Genomic DNA, 23375 nt, shown 5'->3' on the forward strand with positions numbered 1-23375 from the left:
GGACTTTCAAACGGCGAAGGTCGTCATCTCCGCTGGCATCTTGGCCGCGGCTTGCCGGAGCTCATCAAGCAACTGGCGCTCCAGCCCGTCGATGATGTCGTCCTTCAACAGATTTTCCTTCAACCAAGTCCACATCTCGTCGGAAATGATCCGGTCATTGCCCAGAACGAAGGTGCTGAGCGTCGAACGGAACAGTTCGGCAAAAGCCTCCGGCACCGTGCCCGACAGAAGATTGTTGATGTCGAGAAGGAAGCGGGCGGTCACGTCGTTAATGCCATAACGATCGAGACAATCCTTCATCCACTGGATTTCCCGGTCACTAATGGCACCGGCCTCGTAAATGGCGATCTTCAGGTCCGCCATGATATCTTCCATAACCCACGCTCCCCGCTCGACTTCGCCCCCGATGACCCATAATAGGGAATAACTCGGGTAAGCCAAATATCTGGTTGTGACAAAATTTGTCAGCGGTCAGGACCTTGGAACCAGTGATGGAGCCTTGGGTGGGAGTGGTGCCGGTTGCAGGGTTCGAACCCGCGACCCCCTGATTACAAATCAGGTGCTCTACCAGCTGAGCTAAACCGGCTTGGCGTGGAAATTAGAGACGAATTTGGCTGGCCGCAAGGGGGATCGGTTCAATCCAGTCCCATGCAGAACGGTTCCTCGGCGATGAAGTTGGTCCAGCCCCATTTGCCGCGCTTGCCCGTTTCGGGATAGGTCCAGCTTCGCACGGGAATCCACCGCCCGGCCTCCAGCCGCAGCAGGATGGCGGCGTGGGCGGGCAGGTCGAGGCCGATCTTCATGGGGCCAGCCGAATCGGTGCATGACACCAGGGCGAGGGAGAATCCCTTTTCCGCCATATCAGACAAGGTCCGGTCAACGGGGTTCTGGATATGGGTCACGGTCAGCGCGGCGCGGCGGGGATGGGTATGGCGCAGCAGGGATTCCAGAGCCATGCCGCTGGTGGAATTGTCCTTGGGCAGGATCAGGGCGATATGGGCGTCGGGCTCGATTTCGGCGGCCAGGCTGGACGCCAGGAAGCGCAACTGCGGCTGGGGCTGGTCCCGGTCGAAGCGCAACAGAATCTGGGCCGCTACGGGAACCGCCAACATGGTGGCAAGGGAAATGCCCGCCAGACTCCTTCGAACCATGAGGCTTGGGGCTTTGCGGCCCTTTGCCATATCAGCCCCCAGCAGGACCAGGGCCAGGACGGCGGCCAGGGAGAGTTGGGTGTTGTAGCGGAAATAGGAATGTTCGCGCCCGAAATGCAGCAGGAAGGTGGCCACCAGGAACACATTGAAAAAGACAATGGTCAGGGCGCAAAGGCGCAGCATGGCGCGGGTGACGGGCGAGGCGGCGGCGGGGGCGCGGATTCCCAGGCCCAGCACCAGGGCGTACAGGCCGAACTGGAAGGCCTTGTTCTTGGCGACCCAGGCCATGTCGCTGAGGATCTCCGACAGGCGGGCATCCTTCCAGGCCCGGTCCATATAGGTGATCTGCTCGCCCTCGGGAAAGCGCAGGACCACATGGGCCCGCCAAGCGACGTAGAGAAGCAAGGCGGGAAGGGCGGCCAGCAAAAGGCCCCGCAGCCTCGGCCAGCGCTCTTGCCGGGGCAGAGACAGGAGGGTGATCGCTCCTGCGGCGCCGAGCGCCAGAAACAGGCCGATGCCCTGTTGCTTCACATTGATCAGGGCGGCCAGCACCAGGGCAAGGGCGGTGAGGGTTCCGGCCTCGGATTTCTCCCCCATGAACCGCGCCCCCAGCCACAGGGCGAACATCAAGGTGATGGCCAGCGGCGCCTCGCCATAGCCAGCAAAGGACACGCGCGGCACGAAGCCGGGATTGATGGCCGTGGCCAGCAAAAGCCCGAAGGCCGCCATGCCCCAGCCGGGACGAATGCCACCGCTCAAGGCCCGGCCCAGCAGCAGGGCGGCGGGCAGGTGCAGCCAGACAGTGAACTGGGCGATGCCAGACGGCGCGAAGCCACCGCCGCCCAGGGAGCCGAGCAAGGGTACGATCTCGGTATTATAGGGAGCGACGGGGGAATCCGAATGGGCGGCGGCGCTCAGCGCCGTGGGAAAGATCCCGTGGTCGAACAGATAGGCGCTGTTGGGCAGGATCAGGGCGAAGACGTCCAACTGGGACGGCTCCATGGGGGCCATGACCACCAGCAACGGCAGGGCGATGACCAGCAGGCGCCCCATTTCCGCCATGTCATCGCGCCAGGGCTGCCTGCGCGTCAGGGCGATGGAGGCCAGCGCGGCCAACAGGAAAAGCCCTGCGGGAATGCGCAGCGACCACGGTGTCAGCACGCCCCACAGGGTCAGGGCCAGGCAAAGGATGCCCCAACCCGCCACGGCCTGTAGGCCGGGGCCGTGCCGTCCGCCCAGGGCCAGACGGCCGACCAGCCCCATGGCGGCGAAGGCGAAGGCGGTTTGCCAGGCGGCGATCATCCTTCGCGCCGAATCTCGTAGAGCGCGACGGCGGCGGCGTTGGAGACGTTAAGGCTTTCCATCTCGCCGCACATGGGCAGGCGGACCAGATGGTCGCAATGCTCGCGCGTCAGGCGGCGCATGCCCTCGCCCTCGGCGCCCAGCACCAGGACGACCTTGCCCGACAGCTCGGCCTCGGCCAGGGTCTTGGGCGCGTCGGCGGCAAGGCCAGCCGTCCAGAAGCCACCCTTCTTCATATCTTCCAGGGCGCGGACCACATTGGTGACGCGCACCAGGGGCATGCGCTCCAGGGCGCCCGAGGCCGACTTGGCCAGGGTGCCGGTCTCATCGGGGGCGTGACGGTCGGGCGCCACCACGGCCAGGGCGCCGAAGGCCGCCGCCGAGCGAAGGATGGCTCCGACGTTATGGGGGTCGGTGACCTGATCGAGGACCAGGACTAGGGCCGACGAGGCCGAATCGGCCATGCGGATGATGTCTTCCATGGTGATGGCGGGCAGGGGCTCCACCAGCAGGGCGATTCCCTGATGCACCGAGCCGGGCGCCAAGAGCCGGTCGATCTCGGCGCGTTCCATGGTCTCGACCGGAATCTTGGTGGCGGGCAAGGACTTGGCGGCCTCGGTGGTCGCCACCAGACGGCGGATGCGCCGTTCGGGATTGGCTAGGGCCGCGCTCACCGCATGGATGCCGTAAAGCCAGATGGAGGAGCCTCCGCCCCCGCCGCCGCCGCTTGCGCGCGGTGCATTCTGGGGCCGCCCCTTGCCGTGGGGGAGGGGGGCGCGGCGGTCGTCTCTCTTTTTCATGGGGCTCTCCTGTTGGCTTGGGATTTAACCCTCTCTTTTCGGATTGACAAGCTCCGTGAAATTCCCATAAGTACAGCCCTCCCGTCGCCCCGGCCTAAAAGCTGGATGACGGTGTGGAGGGGTGGCCGAGCGGTTAATGGCAGCAGACTGTAAATCTGCCCTCTTATGAGTACGGAGGTTCGAATCCTCCCCCCTCCACCAATTATCCTCCCAAAAGGACCGGGTGCACCGGTATGGGCCGGATGACGGGGAACGGTTTCTTCAGGTCGAGCACCAGGCGGTGCGGCCGTGCGGGACGATCTGGCTGGTGTAGCTCAATGGTAGAGCAACAGCCTTCCAAGCTGATGACGGGGGTTCGATTCCCCTCACCCGCTCCATATCTCGCCCGCCGCAACGACCGGGACCATGGGTTGACACAAGCGGCAGCGCCGCGATCGGACGGGTTGAAAAATGGCCAAGGCTAAATTCGAGCGCAACAAGCCTCACTGCAACATCGGGACCATCGGTCACGTTGACCATGGCAAGACCTCGCTGACCGCGGCGATCACCAAGATCCTGGCCGAGACCGGCGGCGCCACCTTCACCGCCTACGACCAGATCGACAAGGCGCCGGAAGAGAAGGCCCGTGGCATCACCATCTCGACCGCTCACGTCGAGTACGAGACCACCAACCGCCACTACGCCCATGTGGACTGCCCCGGCCACGCCGACTATGTGAAGAACATGATTACCGGCGCGGCGCAGATGGACGGCGCCATCCTGGTCGTGTCGGCCGCCGACGGCCCCATGCCCCAGACCCGCGAGCACATCCTGCTGGCCCGTCAGGTGGGCGTGCCCGCCCTGGTGGTGTTCATGAACAAGTGCGACATGGTCGATGATCCCGAGCTGCTGGATCTGGTCGAGCTGGAAGTGCGCGAGCTGCTGAGCTCGTATGACTTCCCCGGCGACGACATTCCGATCGTGCGCGGCTCGGCCCTGTGCGCCCTGGAAGACAAGCAGCCGGAAATCGGCCGCGAGGCGATCCTGTCGCTGATGGCCGAAGTGGACAAGTACATCCCGCAGCCGGAGCGTCCCAAGGACAAGCCGTTCCTGATGCCCATCGAAGACGTGTTCTCCATCTCGGGCCGCGGCACCGTGGTGACCGGCCGTGTCGAGCGTGGCGTCGTGAAGGTGGGCGAGGAAGTCGAGATCGTCGGCATCAAGGCGACCGTCAAGACCACCTGCACCGGCGTGGAAATGTTCCGCAAGCTGCTCGATCAGGGTGAGGCTGGCGACAATATCGGCGCCCTGCTGCGCGGCACCAAGCGCGAGGACGTGGAGCGCGGTCAGGTTCTGGCGGCTCCGGGCTCCATCACGCCCCACACCGACTTCGAGGCCGAAGCCTACATCCTGAACAAGGAAGAAGGCGGCCGTCATACCCCGTTCTTCACCAACTACCGTCCGCAGTTCTACTTCCGCACCACCGACGTGACCGGTGTGGTTGCTCTGCCGGAAGGCACCGAGATGGTGATGCCGGGCGACAACGTGAAGATGATCGTGACCCTGATCGCCCCCATCGCCATGGACCAGGGCCTGCGCTTCGCCATCCGCGAAGGCGGCCGTACCGTCGGCGCCGGCGTGGTGGCCAAGATCATCAAGTAAGATTCACTCGATCCCGGCCTTGGCCACACCGTTTCGGCGGTGTTGCCAAGGCCGCCGAGTGTCTGTATAAGGCGTGGCTCCGGTCGCGCCGGGTCTGATCCTGGTCCTTGGCAACAAGGGCCGGTGAAGGCTGCAGGAGTGTAGCTCAACTGGTAGAGCACCGGTCTCCAAAACCGGGGGTTGGGGGTTCGAGCCCCTCCACTCCTGCCAACTTTCGACTGTAGAGATATGGCAAAAACGTCTCCGGCCCTTTTCTTTAAGCAGGTCCGCCAGGAAGTCGCCAAGGTGACTTGGCCTACCCGGCGCGAAACCACCGTCTCCACCGGCATGGTGTTTGTGATGGTTGTGATCGCTGCTGTCTTCTTTCTGGTCGTGGACCAGATTTTCGCCGCGAGCGTAAAGCTCCTGTTCGGTCTGGGAGGCTGAGGACGAGATGGCTACCGCCCGCTGGTACGTGATTCACGTCTATTCCGGCTTCGAGAAGAAGGTCGCCCAGTCCATCCGCGAGCAAGCGGAGCAGAAGGGCATGGCCGAGGCTTTCGAGCAGATTCTGGTTCCGACCGAAGAGGTCGTCGAGGTCCGCCGCGGCACCAAGGTGAACGCCGAGCGTAAATTCTTTCCGGGCTATGTCCTGGTGAAGATGAACCTGACCGACGATACCTGGCATCTGGTCAAGAACACTCCCAAGGTCACCGGCTTTCTGGGCGGCAAGGGCCGCCCCGTGCCGATCACCGAGCGGGAAGCCGAACGCATCATCAAGCAGGTGCAGGAAGGCGTCGAGCGCCCCAAGCCCTCCATCACCTTCGAGGTGGGAGAGCAGGTGCGGGTCTCGGACGGTCCCTTCACCTCGTTCAACGGCATGGTCGAGGAAGTCGACGAAGAGAAGGCCCGCCTCAAGGTGGCGGTGTCGATCTTCGGTCGCTCCACGCCGGTCGAACTGGAATACTCTCAGGTCGAAAAGATCTGAGGGACGTGACCGGAAGCCGCCCCGCCGAAATGGCGCGGGCGGCACCGGTGCTTTTTGTTTTCCGCATCCCGGATGTCCGGGAGCGGTTTGGAGGGCGGGAGGCGCGCCAACGCCGTACCGCCAACTCTGGTGACAGAGAGAGGATTGTGAAATGGCAAAGAAGATCGTGGGCTATGTTAAGCTCCAGGTTCCGGCCGGTAAGGCCAATCCGTCGCCGCCCATCGGCCCGGCCCTGGGTCAGCGCGGCCTGAACATCATGGAATTCTGCAAGGCGTTCAACGCCCAGACCCAGGCTCTCGAGCCCGGCATGCCGATTCCGGTGGTGATCACCGCTTATTCCGACCGTACCTTCACCTTCGTGACCAAGACCCCGCCGGTCAGCTACTTCCTGAAGAAGGCCGCCGCGGTGTCCAAGGGTTCGACCACGCCCGGCAAGGGTGGCACCGTCGGCGAAGTCACCATGACTCAGATCCGCGAAATCGCGGAAAAGAAGATGGTCGACCTCAACGCCAATGACGTCGAAGCCGCGTCCACGATGATCGTCGGTTCCGCCCGTTCCATGGGCCTCAAGGTGGTGGAGTAAGCACATGGCTCGCGAAGGAAAGCGCCTGAAGTCGGCCTATGCCGATATCGACCGCGACAAGTTCTATAGCCTCGCCGATGCGGTGAAGGCCATCAAGACCCGCGCCGTCGCCAAGTTCGATGAGACCATCGAAATCGCCCTCAACCTGGGTGTCGATCCCCGTCACGCCGACCAGATGGTCCGTGGCGTTGTCGAGCTGCCCCACGGCACTGGCAAGACCGTGCGCGTCGCCGTGTTCGCCAAGGGCGACAAGGCCGAGGAAGCCCGCAAGGCCGGCGCCGACATCGTCGGCGAACAGGACCTGTTCGACGCCTGCAATGCTGGCAACATGGATTTCGACCGCGTCATCGCCACCCCCGACCTGATGGGTCTGGTGGGCCGTCTCGGAAAGGTGCTGGGCCCGCGCGGCCTGATGCCCAACCCGAAGCTGGGCACCGTGACCGCCAACGTGACCGAAGCCGTCCGCGCCGCCAAGGCCGGTCAGGTTCAGTTCCGCGTCGAGAAGGCTGGTATCGTTCATGCTGGCATCGGCAAGGCCTCGTTCTCGGAAGAGAAACTGGCCGAGAACGTTAAGGCGTTCGTCGATGCCATCACCAAGGCGAAGCCCCAGGGCGCCAAGGGCACCTACCTCAAGAAGGTGTCCATCAGCTCGACCATGGGACCGGGCGTCAAGCTCGACGTCGCCACCCTGTCCTAACGGACGGGGAAGCAAGAGTTTCCCGTCCCCCGTCAAAAGGGGAGGGGAGAAGGCGGAAGTCTCCTTTAAGGGGGCTTCCATCCTGTCCGAGACCGTAGGTGCCCCTTCAACAAGGGCTTGATGGGATTTCCCGCCTGCGCAGACAGAGGTCAATAAGACGTTCGCCGCTCCCCAAAAGGGCTCGGCACGGCTTGAAGCTTCTGGGACAGGCCACCGGCCTTGCCGGGCGGTTCGCCGCCCGATCAGGGCCATGGGCAATGGACCGAGACCAGCCGCCATGATGGCGGGGATGTTTCGGCTCTATGTTTGGAGACGAAAGTGGACCGGACACAGAAGACAGAGTGGGTCGGCTCGCTGCATGGAACGCTCGGAGACGTCGGGCTGGTGGTCGTCACCCATTACATGGGTCTGACGGTTGCCGAGATGACGGATCTGCGCGGCAAGATGCGTGCGGCCGGTGCCAGCTTCAAAGTGACCAAGAATCGTCTCACCAAGCTCGCCCTTGTGGGGACCGAGTTCGAGTCCATCGCCGACCTTTTCGTCGGTCCGACCGCCATCGCCGTTTCGCGCGATCCGGTCGCCGCCGCCAAGGTTATCGCCGATTACGCCAAGACCAACGACAAGCTCAAGATCCTCGGTGGATCGCTGGGCAAGCTGCGTCTGGACGTGAACGGTGTGAAGGCGCTCGCTACGCTGCCGTCGCTCGACGAACTGCGTGCCAAGCTCCTCGGCATGATTTCGACCCCGGCCACCCGTATCGCCGGCGTTCTTCAGGCGCCCGCGGGCCAGTTGGCTCGCGTCCTGAAGGCGAAGGCGGACAAGGACGCCGCGTGAGATTTTTGACCCAATCCCAAGCTTCAAGCTTTTACTAGGAGTGTTTTAAATGGCTGATCTTGCCAAGTTGGTTGACGACCTGTCCGCCCTGACCGTTCTCGAGGCCGCCGAGCTCTCGAAGCTGCTGGAAGAGAAGTGGGGCGTTTCCGCCGCCGCTCCGGTGGCCGTCGCCGCCGTTGCCGGTGCTGGCGCCGCTGCCCCGGCTGCCGAAGAGCAGACCGAGTTCGACGTGATCCTCACCGATGCCGGTGAGAAGAAGATCAACGTCATCAAGGAAGTCCGCGCCATCACCGGCCTGGGCCTGAAGGAAGCCAAGGATCTGGTCGAGGCTGCTCCGAAGTCCGTCAAGGACGGCGTCAGCAAGGACGAAGCCGAGAAGATCAAGAAGGTTCTGGAAGAGGCCGGCGCCAAGGTGCAGGTCAAGTAAGAACGCCTTCTGGTGTTTATCCAGGGGCCGGGATGCGGGTTTCTCGCATCCCGGCCTTCTGGCGCTTTACCGATCATCCTTGCGGGTGGTCAAAACCTACCCATATAGGGTGGGGCCCCGCAGGGGGCATCCCGGGCGGTCCCCGGGCACGACGAGATTTGTTGGGTTAAACCCCACGAAGAGGACGAGGAGCGGCAATGGCTAAATCCTATACGGGTCGCAAGCGTGTGCGCAAAAGCTTCGGGCGGATTCCGACCGTTGCGCCGATGCCGAACCTGATCGAGGTGCAAAAGAGCTCCTATGATCATTTCCTGCAGATGGACACGGCCCCTGAAGCCCGCGGCAATGTCGGCCTGCAGGAAGTCTTCAAGTCCGTTTTCCCGATCAAGGACTTCTCCGAGCGCGGAACCCTGGAGTTCGTGCGCTATGAGCTGGAGCAGCCCAAATACGACGTCGAGGAATGCCAGCAGCGCGGCATGACCTTCGCCGCCCCCCTCAAGGTGACGTTGCGCCTGGTGGTGTGGGATATCGACGAGGACACCGGCTCGCGCTCCATCCGCGACATCAAGGAGCAGGACGTCTACATGGGCGACATGCCGCTCATGACGTCCAACGGCACTTTCGTCATCAACGGCACCGAGCGCGTCATCGTCTCCCAGATGCACCGCAGCCCGGGCGTGTTCTTCGATCACGACAAGGGCAAGACCCATTCCTCGGGCAAGTATCTGTTCGCGGCGCGCGTCATTCCCTATCGCGGTTCCTGGCTGGATTTCGAGTTCGACGCCAAGGATCTGGTCTATGTGCGCATCGACCGCCGCCGCAAGCTGCCCGTCACCACGCTGCTCTATGCGCTGGACGGCCTGAACACCGCCCAGCTGCGCGTCGCCCGCGCCGCCGAGGGCCGTGGCCTGGAGCAGAGCGAGATCAAGGGCATGACCTCGGAAGAGATCCTGTCTTATTTCTACGGCAAGGTGGTCTATACCCGTGGCCCCAAGGGCTGGAAGACCCCGTTCGACGCCGAGCGCCTGAAGGGCGTCAAGCTGGTCTCCGACCTGATCGACGCCAAGACCGGCGAGAAGGTTGCCGATGCTGGCGCCAAGATGACTCCGCGTCTGGGCAAGAAGCTCAAGGAAGCCGGTCTCACCGACATCCAGATCTTCACCGAGGACATGGTCGGCCAGTATGTGGCCGAGGACATCATCAACGAGCAGACCGGCGAGATCTTCACCGAAGCCGGTGACGAACTGACCGCCGCCCTGGTGGCCGAGCTGGAAAAGGCGGGTATCAGCGAACTGCCGGTGCTGGCCATCGACCATATCAATGTCGGCCCGTATATGCGCAACACGCTGGCCATCGACAAGAACTCTTCGCGTGAAGAGGCCTTGATCGACATCTACCGCGTGATGCGTCCGGGCGAGCCCCCGACGCTGGAGACCGCCGAAGCCCTGTTCCAGGGCCTGTTCTTCGACTCCGAGCGTTACGACCTGTCGGCCGTGGGCCGCGTCAAGATGAACTCGCGCCTCAACACCCCCGAGGTGGCCGATACCGTGCGCGTCCTGCGCAAGGAAGACATCCTGGGCGTCATCAAGGTTCTGGTCGAGCTCAAGGACGGCAAGGGCGAGATCGACGACATCGATCACCTGGGCAACCGCCGCGTCCGCTCGGTGGGCGAGCTGATGGAGAATCAGTACCGCGTCGGCCTGCTGCGCATGGAGCGCGCCATCCGCGAGCGCATGTCGTCGGTGGACATCGATTCGGTCATGCCTCATGACCTGATCAACGCCAAGCCCGCGGCTGCCGCGGTGCGTGAATTCTTCGGCTCCTCGCAGCTGTCGCAGTTCATGGATCAGACCAACCCGCTGTCGGAAATCACCCACAAGCGTCGTCTCTCGGCTCTCGGGCCGGGTGGTCTGACCCGCGAGCGCGCCGGTTTCGAGGTGCGCGACGTGCACCCGACCCATTACGGCCGCATCTGCCCGATTGAGACGCCGGAAGGCCCGAATATCGGTCTGATCAACAGCCTGGCCACCTATGCCCGCGTCAACCAGTACGGCTTCATCGAGGCGCCGTACCGCAAGGTGTTCGACGGCCGGGTGACCAGCGACGTGGTCTATCTCTCGGCCATGGAAGAGGGGCGCTACACCGTGGCGCAGGCCAATTCCATCCTGGATGCCGATGGCCGTTTCACCGAGGATCTGGTGTCGTGCCGCCGGGCCGGTGACTTCGTCATGGTGCCCGCCAACGAGATCAACATGATCGACGTGTCGCCGAAGCAGCTGGTTTCGGTCGCCGCCGCGCTGATCCCGTTCCTGGAGAACGACGACGCCAACCGCGCCCTGATGGGTTCGAACATGCAGCGTCAGGCCGTTCCGCTGATCCGCGCCGAGGCCCCCCTGGTGGGCACCGGCATGGAGCAGGCGGTGGCCCGCGACTCGGGCGCGGCGATCACCGCCAAGCGTACCGGCGTGGTCGATCAGGTGGACGCCACCCGCGTGGTTATCCGCGCCACCGAGGAGACTCAGGCCTCGGCTTCGGGTGTGGACATCTACAACCTGCTGAAGTTCCAGCGTTCCAACCAGAACACCTGCATCACCCAGCGTCCGCTGGTGAAGGTGGGCGATCTGATCGCCAAGGGCGACATCATCGCCGACGGCCCCTCGACCCAGTTGGGCGAGCTGGCTCTGGGCCGCAACGTGCTGGTCGCGTTCATGCCCTGGAACGGCTACAACTTCGAAGATTCGATCCTGATCTCCGAGCGTATCGTCCGCGACGACGTCTTCACCTCGATCCATATCGAGGAATTCGAAGTCATGGCCCGCGATACCAAGCTGGGCCAGGAAGAAATCACCCGCGATATCCCCAATGTGGGTGAAGAGGCTCTCAAGAACCTGGACGAGGCTGGCATCGTTTACATCGGTGCCGAGGTCAAGCCGGGCGACATTCTGGTGGGCAAGGTGACGCCGAAGGGCGAATCCCCCATGACCCCGGAAGAGAAGCTGCTGCGCGCCATCTTCGGCGAAAAGGCTTCGGATGTCCGCGATACCTCGCTTCGTCTGCCTCCGGGCGTGTCGGGCACCATCGTCGAAGTCCGTGTCTTCTCGCGCCGTGGCGTGGAGAAGGACGAGCGCGCGCTCGCCATCGAGCGGGCGGAAATCGAGCGTCTGGCCAAGGACCGCGACGACGAGCGTCACATCCTGGAGCGGTCGTTCTTCGCCCGTCTCAAGGCGCTGATCCTCGGCAAGAAGGTCGTCTCGGGTCCCAAGGGCATCAAGGCCGGTACCGTTCTTACCGACGCCAATATGGACGAACTGCATCCCAGCACCTGGCGCAACATCGCCATCGATGACGATGCTGTGATGGCCGATTCCGAGGCGCTGAAGCGCGCTTTCGACCAGCAGGTCGACAAGCTGCAGGAGCGTTTCGAGAACAAGGTCGAGAAGCTGCAGCGCGGTGACGAACTGCCGCCCGGCGTGATGAAAATGGTCAAGGTGTTCGTGGCGGTGAAGCGCAAGCTGCAGCCGGGCGACAAGATGGCCGGACGTCACGGCAACAAGGGCGTCATCTCGCGCATCGTTCCGCTGGAAGACATGCCCTATCTGGAAGACGGCCAGCAGGTGGATATCGTGCTGAACCCGCTGGGCGTGCCGAGCCGCATGAATGTGGGTCAGATTCTCGAGACCCATCTGGGCTGGGCCTGCGCGGGCCTGGGCCAGCAGATCGGCGGCATGCTCGACAAGTACAAGCGCAACGCCGCGACCATGATCGACCTGAAGTCCAAGTTGAAGGACGTCTACGGCGACGCCATCTATGAGGACGAGATTGCCGGTCTGGCTGATCACGAGATCACCGAACTGGCTCATAACCTCACTCCGGGCGTGCCGATCGCCACCCCGGTGTTCGACGGCGCCCGCGAAAGCGACATCGTCGAGATGCTGACCAAGGCCAACCGGTCCTCGTCGGGCCAGGTGACCCTGGTGGACGGCCGCACCGGCGAGCCCTTCGACCGTAAGGTGACGGTGGGCTACATCTATATGCTGAAGCTGCACCACCTAGTGGACGACAAGATCCACGCCCGTTCCATCGGCCCGTACTCGCTGGTCACCCAGCAGCCGCTGGGCGGTAAGGCGCAGTTCGGTGGTCAGCGCTTCGGTGAAATGGAAGTGTGGGCGCTGGAAGCTTATGGTGCCGCCTACACGCTGCAGGAAATGCTGACGGTCAAGTCGGACGACGTTTCCGGCCGCACCAAGGTCTATGAGGCCATCGTGCGCGGCGACGACACCTTCGAGGCCGGTATCCCCGAGTCGTTCAACGTGCTGGTCAAGGAGCTTCGCTCTCTCGGCCTGAACGTCGAACTGACCCAGCGGAACTACTAAGCATTTTACGGACCCGGCGCGGGGGAGGCTTCTCCTCCCCCGCAGCCCTCAAAGGTCACACGGGAGTTTGTCGATGAACGAACTTATGAAGATCTTCGGCCAGGTGAGCGGCACTCAGTCGTTCGACCAGATCCGCATCTCCATCGCCTCGCCGGAGCGTATCCGCTCCTGGTCGTACGGTGAGATCAAGAAGCCGGAGACCATCAACTACCGCACCTTCAAGCCCGAGCGCGACGGCCTGTTCTGCGCCCGCATCTTCGGGCCGATCAAGGACTACGAGTGCCTGTGCGGCAAGTATAAGCGCATGAAGTATCGCGGCATCATCTGCGAGAAGTGCGGCGTGGAAGTCACCCTGGCCAAGGTCCGGCGCGAGCGCATGGGCCATATCGAGTTGGCCTCTCCCGTGGCCCATATCTGGTTCCTGAAGTCGCTGCCTTCGCGCATCGGTCTGCTGTGCGACATGACGCTGAAGGATCTGGAGCGGATTCTCTATTTCGAGAATTACGTGGTGGTCGAGCCCGGCCTCACGCCCTTGAAGATCCGCGAACTGCTGACCGAAGAGCAGTATATGCGCGCCGTCGATGAGTATGGCGAGGATGCCTTCACCGCCAAGATCGGCGCCGAGGCCATCCGCGACATGCTGACGGTCATCGATCTGGAGACCGAGAAGGCCCAGCTTAAGGTCGACCTCAAGGAGACCACGTCCGAGGCCAAGCGCAAGAAGCTGGTCAAGCGCATGAAGCTGGTCGAGGCCTTCATGGAATCCGGCTCGCGCCCGGAATGGATGATCCTGGAAGTCATTCCGGTGATTCCGCCGGAACTGCGTCCGCTGGTTCCCCTGGATGGCGGCCGTTTCGCGACCTCGGATCTGAACGACCTCTATCGTCGCGTCATCAACCGCAACAACCGTCTGAAGCGCCTCATCGAGCTGCGCGCGCCCGAGATCATCGTGCGCAACGAAAAGCGCATGCTGCAGGAAGCCGTTGACGCCCTGTTCGACAACGGCCGCCGTGGCCGCGCCATCACAGGCGCCAACAAGCGTCCGCTGAAGTCGCTGTCCGACATGCTCAAGGGCAAGCAGGGCCGCTTCCGTCAGAACCTGCTGGGCAAGCGCGTCGATTATTCCGGCCGTTCGGTCATCGTGGTGGGTCCTGAGCTGAAGCTGCACCAGTGCGGCCTCCCCAAGAAGATGGCGCTGGAGCTGTTCAAGCCCTTCGTTTACTCGAAGCTCGAACTCTACGGCATGGCCACCACCATCAAGGCCGCCAAGCGCATGGTGGAAAAGGAACGTCCCGAGGTGTGGGACATTCTGGAAGAGGTCATCCGCGAGCATCCCGTGATGCTGAACCGCGCGCCGACGCTGCACCGTCTGGGCATCCAGGCCTTCGAGCCGGTCCTGATCGAGGGTAAGGCCATCCAGCTGCATCCGCTGGTCTGCACCGCCTTCAACGCCGATTTCGACGGCGATCAGATGGCCGTGCACGTCCCGCTGAGCCTTGAGGCCCAGCTGGAAGCCCGCGTGCTGATGATGTCCACCAACAACATCCTGTCGCCCGCCAACGGCAAGCCGATCATCGTGCCGTCGCAAGATATCGTGCTGGGCATTTATTACATCACCATGGAACGGGACGAGATGCCCGGCCAGGTGCTGAAGATCCGGTCCATGGACGAGCTGAAGGGCGCCATCGCCAACAACTCGATCCTGTTCTACTGCCCGACCGATCCCAATACCAAGATCGACACCAAGGATCTGGACACCCTGCTGGACCGTCTGGCCAGCCGCAATGTCACGGCACACCGCCGCGTCAACCCGTCTTCCAAGGACGCGCTGGAAGCTGGCCTCAAGGGTGGCCATCTGCGTCTGTTCAATGTGGAAAAGCCCGGCGTCCCGCTGGTCTTCGCCGATGTGAACGACGCCGAGAAGGCCATCAAGGACGGCAAGGCCATCCTGTTCAAGGTTCCGGTCTTCGTGAACATGGCCGAGATCGAGGAAGCCCTGACCGAAAAGACGGTCACGTTGCACACCAAGATCCGCGCCCGTTTCGATACCGTGGATTCCGAAGGCACTCCGGTGACCCAGATCGTGGACACCACGCCGGGCCGCATGATGCTCTCGGTGATTCTGCCCAAGAACAAGAACGTGCCCTTCTCCCTGATCAACCGTCTGTTGACCAAGAAGGAAATCCAGAACGTCATCGACGTGGTCTATCGCCATTGCGGTCAGAAAGAGACGGTGATCTTCGCCGACCGCGTCATGGGCCTGGGCTATTCCAACGCCTTCAAGGCGGGCATCTCGTTCGGCAAGGACGATCTGGTCATCCCGCCGGAAAAGGAGACCCTGGTCTCCGAGACCGAAGAGAAGGCCAAGGAATACGAGCAGCAGTACCAGGACGGTCTGATCACTCAGGGCGAAAAGTACAACAAGGTGGTCGACGCCTGGTCCAAGTGCACCGACGACGTTGCCGACGCCATGATGAAGCAGATCTCCAGCCTGGTTCCGGGCAAGCAGATCAACTCCATCTATATGATGGCGCACTCCGGCGCCCGTGGTTCCGCCGCCCAGATGAAGCAGCTGGCTGGCATGCGCGGCCTGATGGCCAAGCCCTCGGGCGAGATCATCGAGACGCCGATCATTTCCAACTTCAAGGAAGGCCTTACCGTGCTGGAGTACTTCAACTCCACCCACGGCGCCCGTAAGGGTCTGGCCGATACCGCCTTGAAGACCGCCAATTCGGGTTACCTGACCCGTCGTCTGGTGGACGTGGCCCAGGACGCCATCATCTGCGAAGAAGATTGCGGTACCACCAACGGCCTGACCGTGTCTCCGGTGATCGAAGGCGGCGAAGTCATCGCTTCGCTGGCCGAACGTATCCTCGGCCGCTCGGCGGCCCGCGACATCGTCAATCCGCTGACCGGCGAAGTCATCGTCAAGGCGGCCCAGATGATCCAGGAGACCGAGGTCGAGGCCATCGACGCCGCCGGGATCGAGACCGTGGTGATCCGTTCGGTGCTGACCTGCGACTCGGAAGAGGGCGTTTGCGGCTCGTGCTACGGCCGCGATCTGGCTCGCGGCACCCGCGTCAATGTGGGTGAAGCGGTCGGCGTCATCGCCGCCCAGTCCATCGGCGAGCCCGGCACCCAGCTGACCATGCGTACCTTCCATATCGGTGGCGCGGCCCAGCGTGGTGCCGAGCAGTCCTCCATCGAGGCGACCTTCGACGGCACCGTCCAGGTGATCAACCGCAACGTGGTGGTCAACTCGTCGGGCAACAGCATCGTCATGAGCCGCAACTGCGAAGTGGCTCTGCTCGACATCAACAACCGCGAACGCGCCCGTCACCGCGTCCCCTACGGCGCCAAGCTGCTGGTGGACGAGGCTCAGAAGGTCGCCAAGGGCACCAAGCTGGCCGAATGGGACCCCTACACCCTGCCGATCATCACCGAGCGTGCGGGTGTGGCCCATTACGTCGATCTGACCGAAGGCCTGTCCATGCGCGAGGTGGTCGACGAAGCCACCGGCATCGCCAGCAAGGTGGTCGTCGACTGGAAGCAGCAGCCCCGTGGCGCCGAACTGCGTCCGCGCGTCACGCTCCGTGACGAGAAGGGCGAGGAGCTGTTGCTCGCCAACGGTCTGGAGGCCCGCTACTTCATGAGCGTGGACGCCATCCTGTCGGTGGAAAACGGTACCAAGGTCAACGCTGGCGACGTGCTGGCGCGCATTCCGCGTGAATCGTCCAAGACCCGCGACATCACCGGCGGTCTGCCGCGTGTGGCGGAATTGTTCGAGGCCCGCAAGCCCAAGGACCACGCCATCATCTCCGATTGCGACGGCCGCGTAGAGTTCGGCAAGGACTACAAGTCCAAGCGCCGCATCCTGGTGGTCCCGGAAGAGGGCGATGCCATCGAGTATCTGATCCCCAAGGGCAAGCACATCTCGGTGCAGGAAGGCGATTATGTCCGCCGCGGCGATCCGCTGATGGACGGCAATCCCGTGCCGCACGACATCCTGAAGGTCCTGGGCGTGGAAGCCCTGGCCCAGTATCTCATCAACGAGATTCAGGAGGTCTATCGTCTGCAGGGCGTGAAGATCAACGACAAGCACATCGAGGTGATCGTTCGCCAGATGCTGCAGAAGGTCGAGATCACCGATCCGGGCGACACCACCCTTCTGGTGGGCGAGCAGGTGGACCGTGTCGAGTTCGATATCGAGAACTCGAAGGCCATCCGCGAGCAGGGTCGTCCGGCCTCGGGCACGCCGGTGCTGCAGGGCATCACCAAGGCGTCTTTGCAGACCCACTCCTTCATCTCGGCGGCTTCCTTCCAGGAAACCACCCGCGTTCTGACCGAAGCGGCCGTTTCCGGCAAGGTGGACAGCCTGCAGGGCCTGAAGGAAAACGTCATCGTCGGCCGTCTGATCCCCGCCGGTACCGGCGCGGTGATGAACCGTCTGCGCGTCATTGCCGCCCAGCGCGACAAGGACATGCAGGTCGACGACGGCTCCGAGGTTCCGGCCATTCCGCCGGTGGCCGAGGGGGCTGCCCCCGAGGCTCCGCCCGCCGAATAGTCTGCTCCCTCATTGGGTCAAGACCGCATCCCCGCCTCCTGCCAAGGAGGCGGGGATGACTTTTTTTGACGTCATGAAATAGGGTGGGGACCTTACGCCTTCGAGGCGCTATCATCATGGGACGAAATCCCGGGGCGCCAAATCCCGGGTAGAGCATCAAGGGAGAAGCCATGAGCTCGCGGTGGGTCCAGACGGTGGCGATAGTGATCGCCATGGGCGGTGCTTTGCCCGTCCAGGCCGCCTGTCTGGCGCGCCCGTCTTCCACCACCGAACTGGCCCAATGTTCCACCGCCGCCGCCTCGGGTGACGGCATCGCCGCCCGGCTTCTGGGCGATGTGATGGGTGATCCGACCCAGCGTCATTATGATCCAGCCACGGCCTTAGCCTGGTGGGAACAAGCCGCCGCCACGGGCGATGGATTGGCTTTGCGCCGCCTGTTTGACGCCCACTGGTATGGGCGCGGAACCCCCAAGGACCCGGCCAAGGCCCGGACCTATCTGGCCAAGGCTGTGGCCGCCGGTGCCCAATGGGCTCGCCTGGCGCGCGCCGTTCTGGCCGAGGGCGAGGAGCCCTCCCTGGCCGCCGATCTCTATAACGGTCTGGCCGCCGAGGGCAATTGTCTGGCCCAATTGCGTCTAGCCCATGGCCATGACCGGGGCGGCTGGGTGGAGAAGAACCGTAATCAGGCCTTTTATTGGGCCAGTGTGGCGGGCATCTCGGGACGGAGCCAGCCAGCGCCCGAAGACCACCCCCTGTTCGATAACCGCTTTCACTATCGTGACTGCACCAGCGAGGCCTATTTCCTGCGCGAGGAATTGGGGCGCGGTCTGGCCGCCGATCTGCGCGGCCGGGTGGAGGAATCCGCGGCGGCCTGGAAACCGGGACGCATCCCCGAACGGCAAGGCCCGGTGGAGGCGCCGCCCGCCATTGGCGTGGCACCGGTCGGTCTGGGCTCTGGGGCCGCCCCCCGCATGCCCGAATGGCGGCCGCTGGCCGCTTCGTTGCAGCGTCCGCCCAGCCGCGCGCGTCTGGGAGCGGAGGATGTCTTCGCCCAGGTGGGCCGCTCGGTCTATGTGGTGATCGCCGCCCGCACCGAGGAGGATCTGAAGGCCAGGAACGGTCGTTTCGGTTCGGCCGTGGCCATGGATGAGCGGACATTGGTGACCAATTGCCATGTCATCGACGAGATGGCGGTGATTCTGCTGCGTCAGGGATCACAGACCCTGAGGGCCACGCCGTCGGGCGGCGACCCCGCCACCGACCGCTGCCTGATGAGCGTCTCGCCCGGGCGGCTGTCGGCGGTTCCGGGCATCCGGCCCTGGGACGATCTGCGGGTGGGCGAGACGGTCTATTCCATTGGTGCGCCCAAGGGGCTGGAGGCGACCTTGGGTCAGGGGCTGATCTCGGGATTGCGGCCCATCAAGACATTGCACTATGTCCAGACCTCGGCCCCCATCTCGCCCGGATCGTCGGGTGGCGGGCTGTTCGACGCGGCGGGCAATCTGGTGGGGATCACCACCTTTCACATCCGCGACGCCGACGGCCTCAACTTCGCCATCGCGGCCGAGGATTTCTTCCGTTAGGGCATGGCGGCATCCCGGACAGCCGAAGCACGATCCGGGATCCAGGGGGGTGCACCTCCAGCCTTTCCGCGACTCCTGGATCCCGGCTTAAAGAGCCGGGATGACGAAGAAAAGAGTTAAGTTAGCGCTATGGGGCTCCCGCCCCGCGCCTCCGGCTGGAGGCGATGCTTCCAGACCTTCTCACCTAAACCTCGCCGCCCGCCTTGATGGACTCGACGATGTCGCGCAAGGACACGGTTTGCGGTGCCTTGCCCGTGGGGGCCGAGGGGATGGGGGCGGGGAAGAAGGGACTTTCCGGCGCAAGCGCATTGGCGAAGTCGGAGGCCGAGACGCTGCGCACTGACGCCTGGGTGACGGGCGCCACCGCCTGCACCACCTGGGTCAATGCGGTCTCGGTGGGGGTCGATGGGAGCGGGGCCTCGGGCCGGGCCATGGGGCGAAGGGCGGCAAGCTGCGGGTTGCTGGTGTCCACGGCTGGCTGGTGGGCCGAGGCGGCGTCATCACCCAGCGCGCTCTTGAAGCGGGCCTGCACACTCTTATAAAGACCGGCGACGGTGCGGGCCTTGCCGAAGACTTCTGGATTGGCCCGCGCCGCGTCAGGCAGCAGATGACGGGCGGAATGTTTGGGGTTGTCTTCCATGCCCTCGATCACTCGGGCGGCGCCGGATGCTCCCAGGAAATGGGCGAGGTAAAGATCCGAGGCCGTGGCCTCGCGGCCCAGACGCTTTTCCAGGGTCTTGGCATTGTCCTTGGCGAATTCGGCGGCCATCAGGGAGGACAGCTTGGGGTCCTTGCGCAGATCCAGGATGGCCTTCTTCATGGCCTTGTCGGAAACGTCCAGACGGCCGTCGGCCCCCTTGGTGATGGCCTCGGCGGCATCGCCCAAACCATGTTCGGCCCCGTGACGCTTGACCATGTCCAGCCAGGTGCCCGCGGTGAACTGGAACAGTCCCGAGGCCGAGGATTTGGTGTTGCGGGCCTGTGGGTCGAGGCCGCTTTCCTGGGTGGCCTGGGCCAGGAGATAGCCGAAGGAAACGCCGGTGCTGTCCGCGGCTTCGCGGATTCCGGAAAGCACATGTCCGGGCCGGGTCGTGTCGATGGGGGATGAACCGGTGATATCGGCGGTCGGGGTCTGCATGGCGAACCTCGGATTCGAAACCACGCACACTATAGCATGGAAAGGTTACCAAGAATCGACTCGCTGGAATCGAATCGGAGAGCCGCGCGCGGGCCGTCGAAATGTCCCGACTCTTTCGCTTGACGGGGGGCGGGCGGATAAATAGGATGCGCGCTTCTCGGGGGACCGGTATCTGTCCGCCTGGACGGTTTTCGTTGTCCCGAGGCTTGCGAAACACTGATGACAACGCCGAACGGGTCGGCGACCGAGATCGTAAGAAAACCCCGGCGGGGAACCGCAGGCGGGTTTTTTTTCTGGTTTTGCGTCCAGGGACCTGTGTGAAGGGAAAGTGACTGAATGCCCACGATCAATCAATTGATCCGTAAGCCGCGCCAGCCTGTGGCGGCGCGCAACAAGGTCCCCGCCATGGAGGCCTGCCCGCAGAAGCGCGGCGTTTGCACTCGCGTGTACACGACCACTCCGAAGAAGCCGAACTCGGCGCTTCGTAAGGTCGCCCGCGTGCGCCTGACCAACGGTTTCGAGGTTACCTCGTACATTCCGGGCGAAGGTCACAACCTTCAGGAACACTCGGTGGTGATGATCCGCGGCGGTCGTGTGAAGGACTTGCCGGGTGTCCGCTACCACATCATCCGCGGCACGCTCGATACCCAGGGCGTCAAGGATCGCCGTCAGCGTCGTTCGAAGTACGGCGCGAAGCGTCCGAAGTAAGGAGTTCATCAGATGTCTCGTCGTCACGCCGCTGAAAAGCGCGAAATCACCCCCGACGCCAAGTTTCACGACTATGTCGTCGCCAAGTTCATGAACTGCCTGATGCTCGACGGCAAGAAGTCCGCCGCCGAAGCCATCGTTTATGGCGCCCTGGACAAGATCCAGGCCAAGACCGGCCAGGACCCGCTGAAGGTGTTCCATGAGGCTCTCGACAACGTGAAGCCGGCTCTCGAAGTCCGCTCGCGCCGCGTCGGCGGTGCCACCTATCAGGTGCCCGTCGAAGTGCGGACCGATCGCCGTCAGGCCCTGGCCATCCGCTGGCTGATCGATTACTCGCGCAAGCGTTCCGAGACCACCATGATCGACCGCCTGTCGGGTGAGCTTCTCGACGCCGCCAACAATCGTGGCGCCGCCGTCAAGAAGCGCGAAGACACCCACCGTATGGCGGAGGCCAACAAGGCCTTCTCCCATTACCGCTGGTAACTGGAGAACGAGACCATCATGGCCCGGACGACGCCCCTCGAGCGGTACCGCAATATCGGCATCATGGCCCACATCGATGCCGGTAAGACCACGACCACCGAACGCATCCTCTACTACACCGGCAAGTCCTATAAGATCGGCGAAGTGCACGAAGGCACCGCCACCATGGACTGGATGGAGCAGGAGCAGGAGCGCGGCATCACCATCACTTCCGCCGCGACCACCGCGTTCTGGCGCGATCACCGCGTCAACATCATCGACACCCCCGGCCACGTGGACTTCACCATCGAGGTGGAGCGTTCGCTCCGCGTGCTCGACGGTGCGGTGACCGTGTTCGACTCGGTGGCGGGCGTGGAGCCCCAGTCCGAGACGGTGTGGCGTCAGGCCGACAAGTACGGCGTGCCGCGCATCTGTTTCGTGAACAAGATGGACCGCATCGGCGCCAACTTCTATCGCTGCGTGGACATGATCGTCGACCGTCTGGGCGCCCGCCCGCTGGTCATGCATCTGCCCATCGGCGAGGAAAGCGGCTATATCGGCCTGGTGGATCTGCTGCGCAATTGCGCGGTGATCTGGAAGGACGAAAGCCTGGGCGCCGAGTTCGAGGACCAGCCCATCCCCGCCGATCTGGTTGAGAAGGCCGCCCAGTACCGCGCCCAGCTCATCGAGACCGCGGTCGAGATGGACGACGACGCCATGGAAATGTACCTGGGAGGCGAAGAGCCGTCCTTCGAGGTGCTGCAGGCCTGTATCCGCAAGGGCACCATCTCGCGCACCTTCGTGCCGGTGCTGTGCGGCTCGGCGTTCAAGAACAAGGGCGTGCAGCCCCTGCTCGACGCCGTCATCGACTATCTCCCGGCCCCCGTCGACATTCCCGCCATCAAGGGCGTGAAGTACGGCACCGAGGACGAGATCGCCAAGCACGCCACCGATGACGAGCCCTTCGCCGGTCTCGCCTTCAAGATCATGAACGACCCCTTCGTGGGCTCGCTCACCTTCGTGCGCGTCTATGCGGGCGTCGTGGAATCGGGCAGCTACATCCAGAACACGGTCAAGGACAAGCGCGAGCGCGTCGGCCGCATGCTGCTGATGCACGCCAATTCGCGTGAGGAAATCAAGGAAGCCCGCGCTGGCGATATCGTCGCCTTTGCCGGTCTGAAGGACACCACCACCGGTGACACCCTGTGCGACCCGACCCCCAGCTCGCTGGTGATCCTGGAGCGCATGGAATTCCCCGAGCCGGTGATCGAAGTGGCCGTGGAGCCCAAGTCCAAGGCCGACCAGGAGAAGATGGGCGTCGCCCTGGCGCGTCTGGCCGCCGAGGATCCCTCGTTCCGCGTCACCTCCGATGTGGAATCCGGCCAGACCGTCATCAAGGGCATGGGCGAACTGCATCTGGAAATCCTCGTGGACCGCATGAAGCGCGAGTTCAAGGTGGAAGCCAATGTGGGCGCCCCCCAGGTGGCCTATCGCGAGACCATCTCCAAGACCTACGAAGTCGACTACACCCACAAGAAGCAGACCGGTGGCTCGGGCCAGTTCGCCCGCGTCAAGATCAAGTTCGAGCCGGGCGAGACCGGTTCGGGCTATGTCTTCGAGAACAAGGTCATCGGCGGTTCGGTTCCCAAGGAATACGTGCCCGGCGTCGACAAGGGCATCAAGTCGGCCAAGGATAACGGCGTCATCGCCGGCTTCCCGCTGATCGACTTCAAGGCCACCCTGGTGGACGGCGCCTATCACGACGTCGACTCCTCGGTTCTCGCCTTCGAAATCGCGTCGCGCGCCGCCTTCCGTGAGGGCATCGCCAAGGCCGGTCCGAAGCTGCTCGAGCCGATGATGAAGGTCGAGGTCGTGACGCCCGAGGATTACCTGGGCGATGTGATCGGCGATCTGAACAGCCGTCGCGGCCAGGTCAGCGACATGGATCAGCGCGGCAATGCCCGCGTGATCACCGCCATGGTCCCGCTGGCCAACATGTTCGGTTACGTGAATACCCTGCGTTCCATGTCCCAGGGCCGGGCGCAGTACAGCATGACCTTTGACCACTATTCGGAAGTGCCCCAGAACGTGTCGGACGAGATCCGCGCGAAGCTGGCTGGCTAATCTGACATCTATCGAGGACGG

At 63.5% G+C, this 23375-nt stretch carries 17 protein-coding genes and 4 tRNA genes; 16 read left to right on the plus strand and 5 right to left on the minus strand.

What is annotated here, in order from left to right:
- Positions 1–6: 6 nt before the first annotated feature.
- The 4 genes from CCC_RS03520 to rlmB all read right to left on the minus strand — a co-directional run bounded on the left by CCC_RS03520 (position 7) and on the right by rlmB (position 3253).
- Entirely contained in the window at positions 7–363 is a 357-nt protein-coding gene (locus tag CCC_RS03520; protein WP_152619681.1) for a hypothetical protein, read from the minus strand.
- 147 nt (positions 364–510) lie between these two features.
- Positions 511–586: transfer RNA gene (locus CCC_RS03525), tRNA-Thr, on the minus strand.
- A 49-nt stretch (positions 587–635) separates the two neighbouring features.
- Positions 636–2453, minus strand: a complete 1818-nt coding sequence (locus CCC_RS03530) for a hypothetical protein (RefSeq protein WP_009868571.1) — start codon at positions 2451–2453, stop codon at positions 636–638.
- On the minus strand, positions 2450–3253 hold the full coding sequence (gene rlmB, locus CCC_RS03535; protein WP_009868570.1) for a 23S rRNA (guanosine(2251)-2'-O)-methyltransferase RlmB: 804 nt from the start codon (positions 3251–3253) through the stop codon (positions 2450–2452). The genes CCC_RS03530 and rlmB overlap by 4 nt, the downstream gene beginning before the upstream one ends.
- A 115-nt stretch (positions 3254–3368) precedes the next feature.
- On the opposite strand from rlmB, the gene CCC_RS03540 reads away from it, so the two are divergent.
- The 13 genes from CCC_RS03540 (at position 3369) to CCC_RS03600 (ending at position 18922) form a co-directional block, all read left to right on the plus strand.
- Positions 3369–3454: transfer RNA gene (locus tag CCC_RS03540), tRNA-Tyr, on the plus strand.
- Positions 3455–3556: 102 nt separating this feature from the next.
- Positions 3557–3630, plus strand: a tRNA-Gly gene (locus CCC_RS03545).
- A 73-nt stretch (positions 3631–3703) separates the two neighbouring features.
- Complete coding sequence (tuf, locus tag CCC_RS03550) at positions 3704–4894, plus strand: elongation factor Tu (protein WP_009868569.1); 1191 nt, start codon at positions 3704–3706, stop codon at positions 4892–4894.
- A 134-nt stretch (positions 4895–5028) separates the two neighbouring features.
- A tRNA-Trp gene (locus tag CCC_RS03555) sits at positions 5029–5104 on the plus strand.
- 18 nt (positions 5105–5122) lie between these two features.
- On the plus strand, positions 5123–5320 hold the full coding sequence (gene secE, locus CCC_RS03560) for a preprotein translocase subunit SecE (protein ID WP_009866874.1): 198 nt from the start codon (positions 5123–5125) through the stop codon (positions 5318–5320).
- Between the two features lie 7 nt (positions 5321–5327).
- Positions 5328–5861 (plus strand): transcription termination/antitermination protein NusG, encoded by a 534-nt coding sequence (gene nusG / locus CCC_RS03565; protein WP_041039813.1) that lies wholly within the window; start codon positions 5328–5330, stop codon positions 5859–5861.
- Between the two features lie 151 nt (positions 5862–6012).
- Positions 6013–6444 (plus strand): 50S ribosomal protein L11, encoded by a 432-nt coding sequence (rplK, locus tag CCC_RS03570; RefSeq protein WP_041039815.1) that lies wholly within the window; start codon positions 6013–6015, stop codon positions 6442–6444.
- A gap of 4 nt (positions 6445–6448) precedes the next feature.
- Complete coding sequence (gene rplA, locus CCC_RS03575; protein ID WP_041039817.1) at positions 6449–7141, plus strand: 50S ribosomal protein L1; 693 nt, start codon at positions 6449–6451, stop codon at positions 7139–7141.
- A gap of 318 nt (positions 7142–7459) precedes the next feature.
- Positions 7460–7975: a 50S ribosomal protein L10 gene (gene rplJ, locus CCC_RS03580; RefSeq protein WP_009866967.1), complete on the plus strand. Its 516-nt coding sequence runs from the start codon at positions 7460–7462 to the stop codon at positions 7973–7975.
- Positions 7976–8024: 49 nt separating this feature from the next.
- A complete protein-coding gene (gene rplL, locus CCC_RS03585; protein ID WP_041039819.1) occupies positions 8025–8402 on the plus strand; it encodes a 50S ribosomal protein L7/L12 in 378 nt (125 codons plus the stop codon).
- 197 nt (positions 8403–8599) lie between these two features.
- Positions 8600–12775 carry a DNA-directed RNA polymerase subunit beta gene (gene rpoB, locus CCC_RS03590; protein WP_041039820.1) on the plus strand — a complete coding sequence of 1392 codons (4176 nt, stop codon included), beginning with the start codon at positions 8600–8602 and terminating at the stop codon, positions 12773–12775.
- Between the two features lie 73 nt (positions 12776–12848).
- Positions 12849–17339, plus strand: coding sequence for a DNA-directed RNA polymerase subunit beta' (locus CCC_RS03595; protein ID WP_041039821.1), 4491 nt, complete (start codon positions 12849–12851; stop codon positions 17337–17339).
- Between the two features lie 170 nt (positions 17340–17509).
- On the plus strand, positions 17510–18922 hold the full coding sequence (locus CCC_RS03600) for a trypsin-like peptidase domain-containing protein (RefSeq protein WP_236686293.1): 1413 nt from the start codon (positions 17510–17512) through the stop codon (positions 18920–18922).
- Positions 18923–19106: 184 nt separating this feature from the next.
- Here CCC_RS03600 and CCC_RS03605 read toward each other — a convergent pair whose 3' ends face one another.
- Complete coding sequence (locus CCC_RS03605) at positions 19107–20060, minus strand: transglycosylase SLT domain-containing protein (protein WP_009868225.1); 954 nt, start codon at positions 20058–20060, stop codon at positions 19107–19109.
- A gap of 336 nt (positions 20061–20396) precedes the next feature.
- Between CCC_RS03605 and rpsL the strand changes: the two genes are divergently transcribed.
- The 3 genes from rpsL to fusA are packed head-to-tail and all read left to right on the plus strand — an operon-like array spanning position 20397 to position 23354.
- Positions 20397–20768 (plus strand): 30S ribosomal protein S12, encoded by a 372-nt coding sequence (gene rpsL, locus CCC_RS03610; RefSeq protein ID WP_008620996.1) that lies wholly within the window; start codon positions 20397–20399, stop codon positions 20766–20768.
- A gap of 12 nt (positions 20769–20780) precedes the next feature.
- Positions 20781–21251: a 30S ribosomal protein S7 gene (rpsG, locus tag CCC_RS03615; RefSeq protein WP_008620997.1), complete on the plus strand. Its 471-nt coding sequence runs from the start codon at positions 20781–20783 to the stop codon at positions 21249–21251.
- Between the two features lie 18 nt (positions 21252–21269).
- Entirely contained in the window at positions 21270–23354 is a 2085-nt protein-coding gene (gene fusA / locus CCC_RS03620) for an elongation factor G (RefSeq protein ID WP_009868227.1), read from the plus strand.
- The last annotated feature ends 21 nt before the right edge of the window (positions 23355–23375 follow it).

Source organism: Paramagnetospirillum magnetotacticum MS-1, assembly GCF_000829825.1.
Lineage (GTDB): Bacteria > Pseudomonadota > Alphaproteobacteria > Rhodospirillales > Magnetospirillaceae > Phaeospirillum > Phaeospirillum magnetotacticum.

Coding starts and splice junctions, on each gene's coding strand:
- CCC_RS03520 (WP_152619681.1), bottom strand. CDS start 363: ATGGCGGACCTGAAGATCGCCATTTACGAGGCCGGTGCCATTAGTGAC.
- CCC_RS03530 (WP_009868571.1), bottom strand. CDS start 2,453: ATGATCGCCGCCTGGCAAACCGCCTTCGCCTTCGCCGCCATGGGGCTG.
- rlmB (WP_009868570.1), bottom strand. CDS start 3,253: ATGAAAAAGAGAGACGACCGCCGCGCCCCCCTCCCCCACGGCAAGGGG.
- tuf (WP_009868569.1), top strand. CDS start 3,704: ATGGCCAAGGCTAAATTCGAGCGCAACAAGCCTCACTGCAACATCGGG.
- secE (WP_009866874.1), top strand. CDS start 5,123: ATGGCAAAAACGTCTCCGGCCCTTTTCTTTAAGCAGGTCCGCCAGGAA.
- nusG (WP_041039813.1), top strand. CDS start 5,328: ATGGCTACCGCCCGCTGGTACGTGATTCACGTCTATTCCGGCTTCGAG.
- rplK (WP_041039815.1), top strand. CDS start 6,013: ATGGCAAAGAAGATCGTGGGCTATGTTAAGCTCCAGGTTCCGGCCGGT.
- rplA (WP_041039817.1), top strand. CDS start 6,449: ATGGCTCGCGAAGGAAAGCGCCTGAAGTCGGCCTATGCCGATATCGAC.
- rplL (WP_041039819.1), top strand. CDS start 8,025: ATGGCTGATCTTGCCAAGTTGGTTGACGACCTGTCCGCCCTGACCGTT.
- rpoB (WP_041039820.1), top strand. CDS start 8,600: ATGGCTAAATCCTATACGGGTCGCAAGCGTGTGCGCAAAAGCTTCGGG.
- CCC_RS03595 (WP_041039821.1), top strand. CDS start 12,849: ATGAACGAACTTATGAAGATCTTCGGCCAGGTGAGCGGCACTCAGTCG.
- CCC_RS03600 (WP_236686293.1), top strand. CDS start 17,510: ATGAGCTCGCGGTGGGTCCAGACGGTGGCGATAGTGATCGCCATGGGC.
- CCC_RS03605 (WP_009868225.1), bottom strand. CDS start 20,060: ATGCAGACCCCGACCGCCGATATCACCGGTTCATCCCCCATCGACACG.
- rpsL (WP_008620996.1), top strand. CDS start 20,397: ATGCCCACGATCAATCAATTGATCCGTAAGCCGCGCCAGCCTGTGGCG.
- rpsG (WP_008620997.1), top strand. CDS start 20,781: ATGTCTCGTCGTCACGCCGCTGAAAAGCGCGAAATCACCCCCGACGCC.
- fusA (WP_009868227.1), top strand. CDS start 21,270: ATGGCCCGGACGACGCCCCTCGAGCGGTACCGCAATATCGGCATCATG.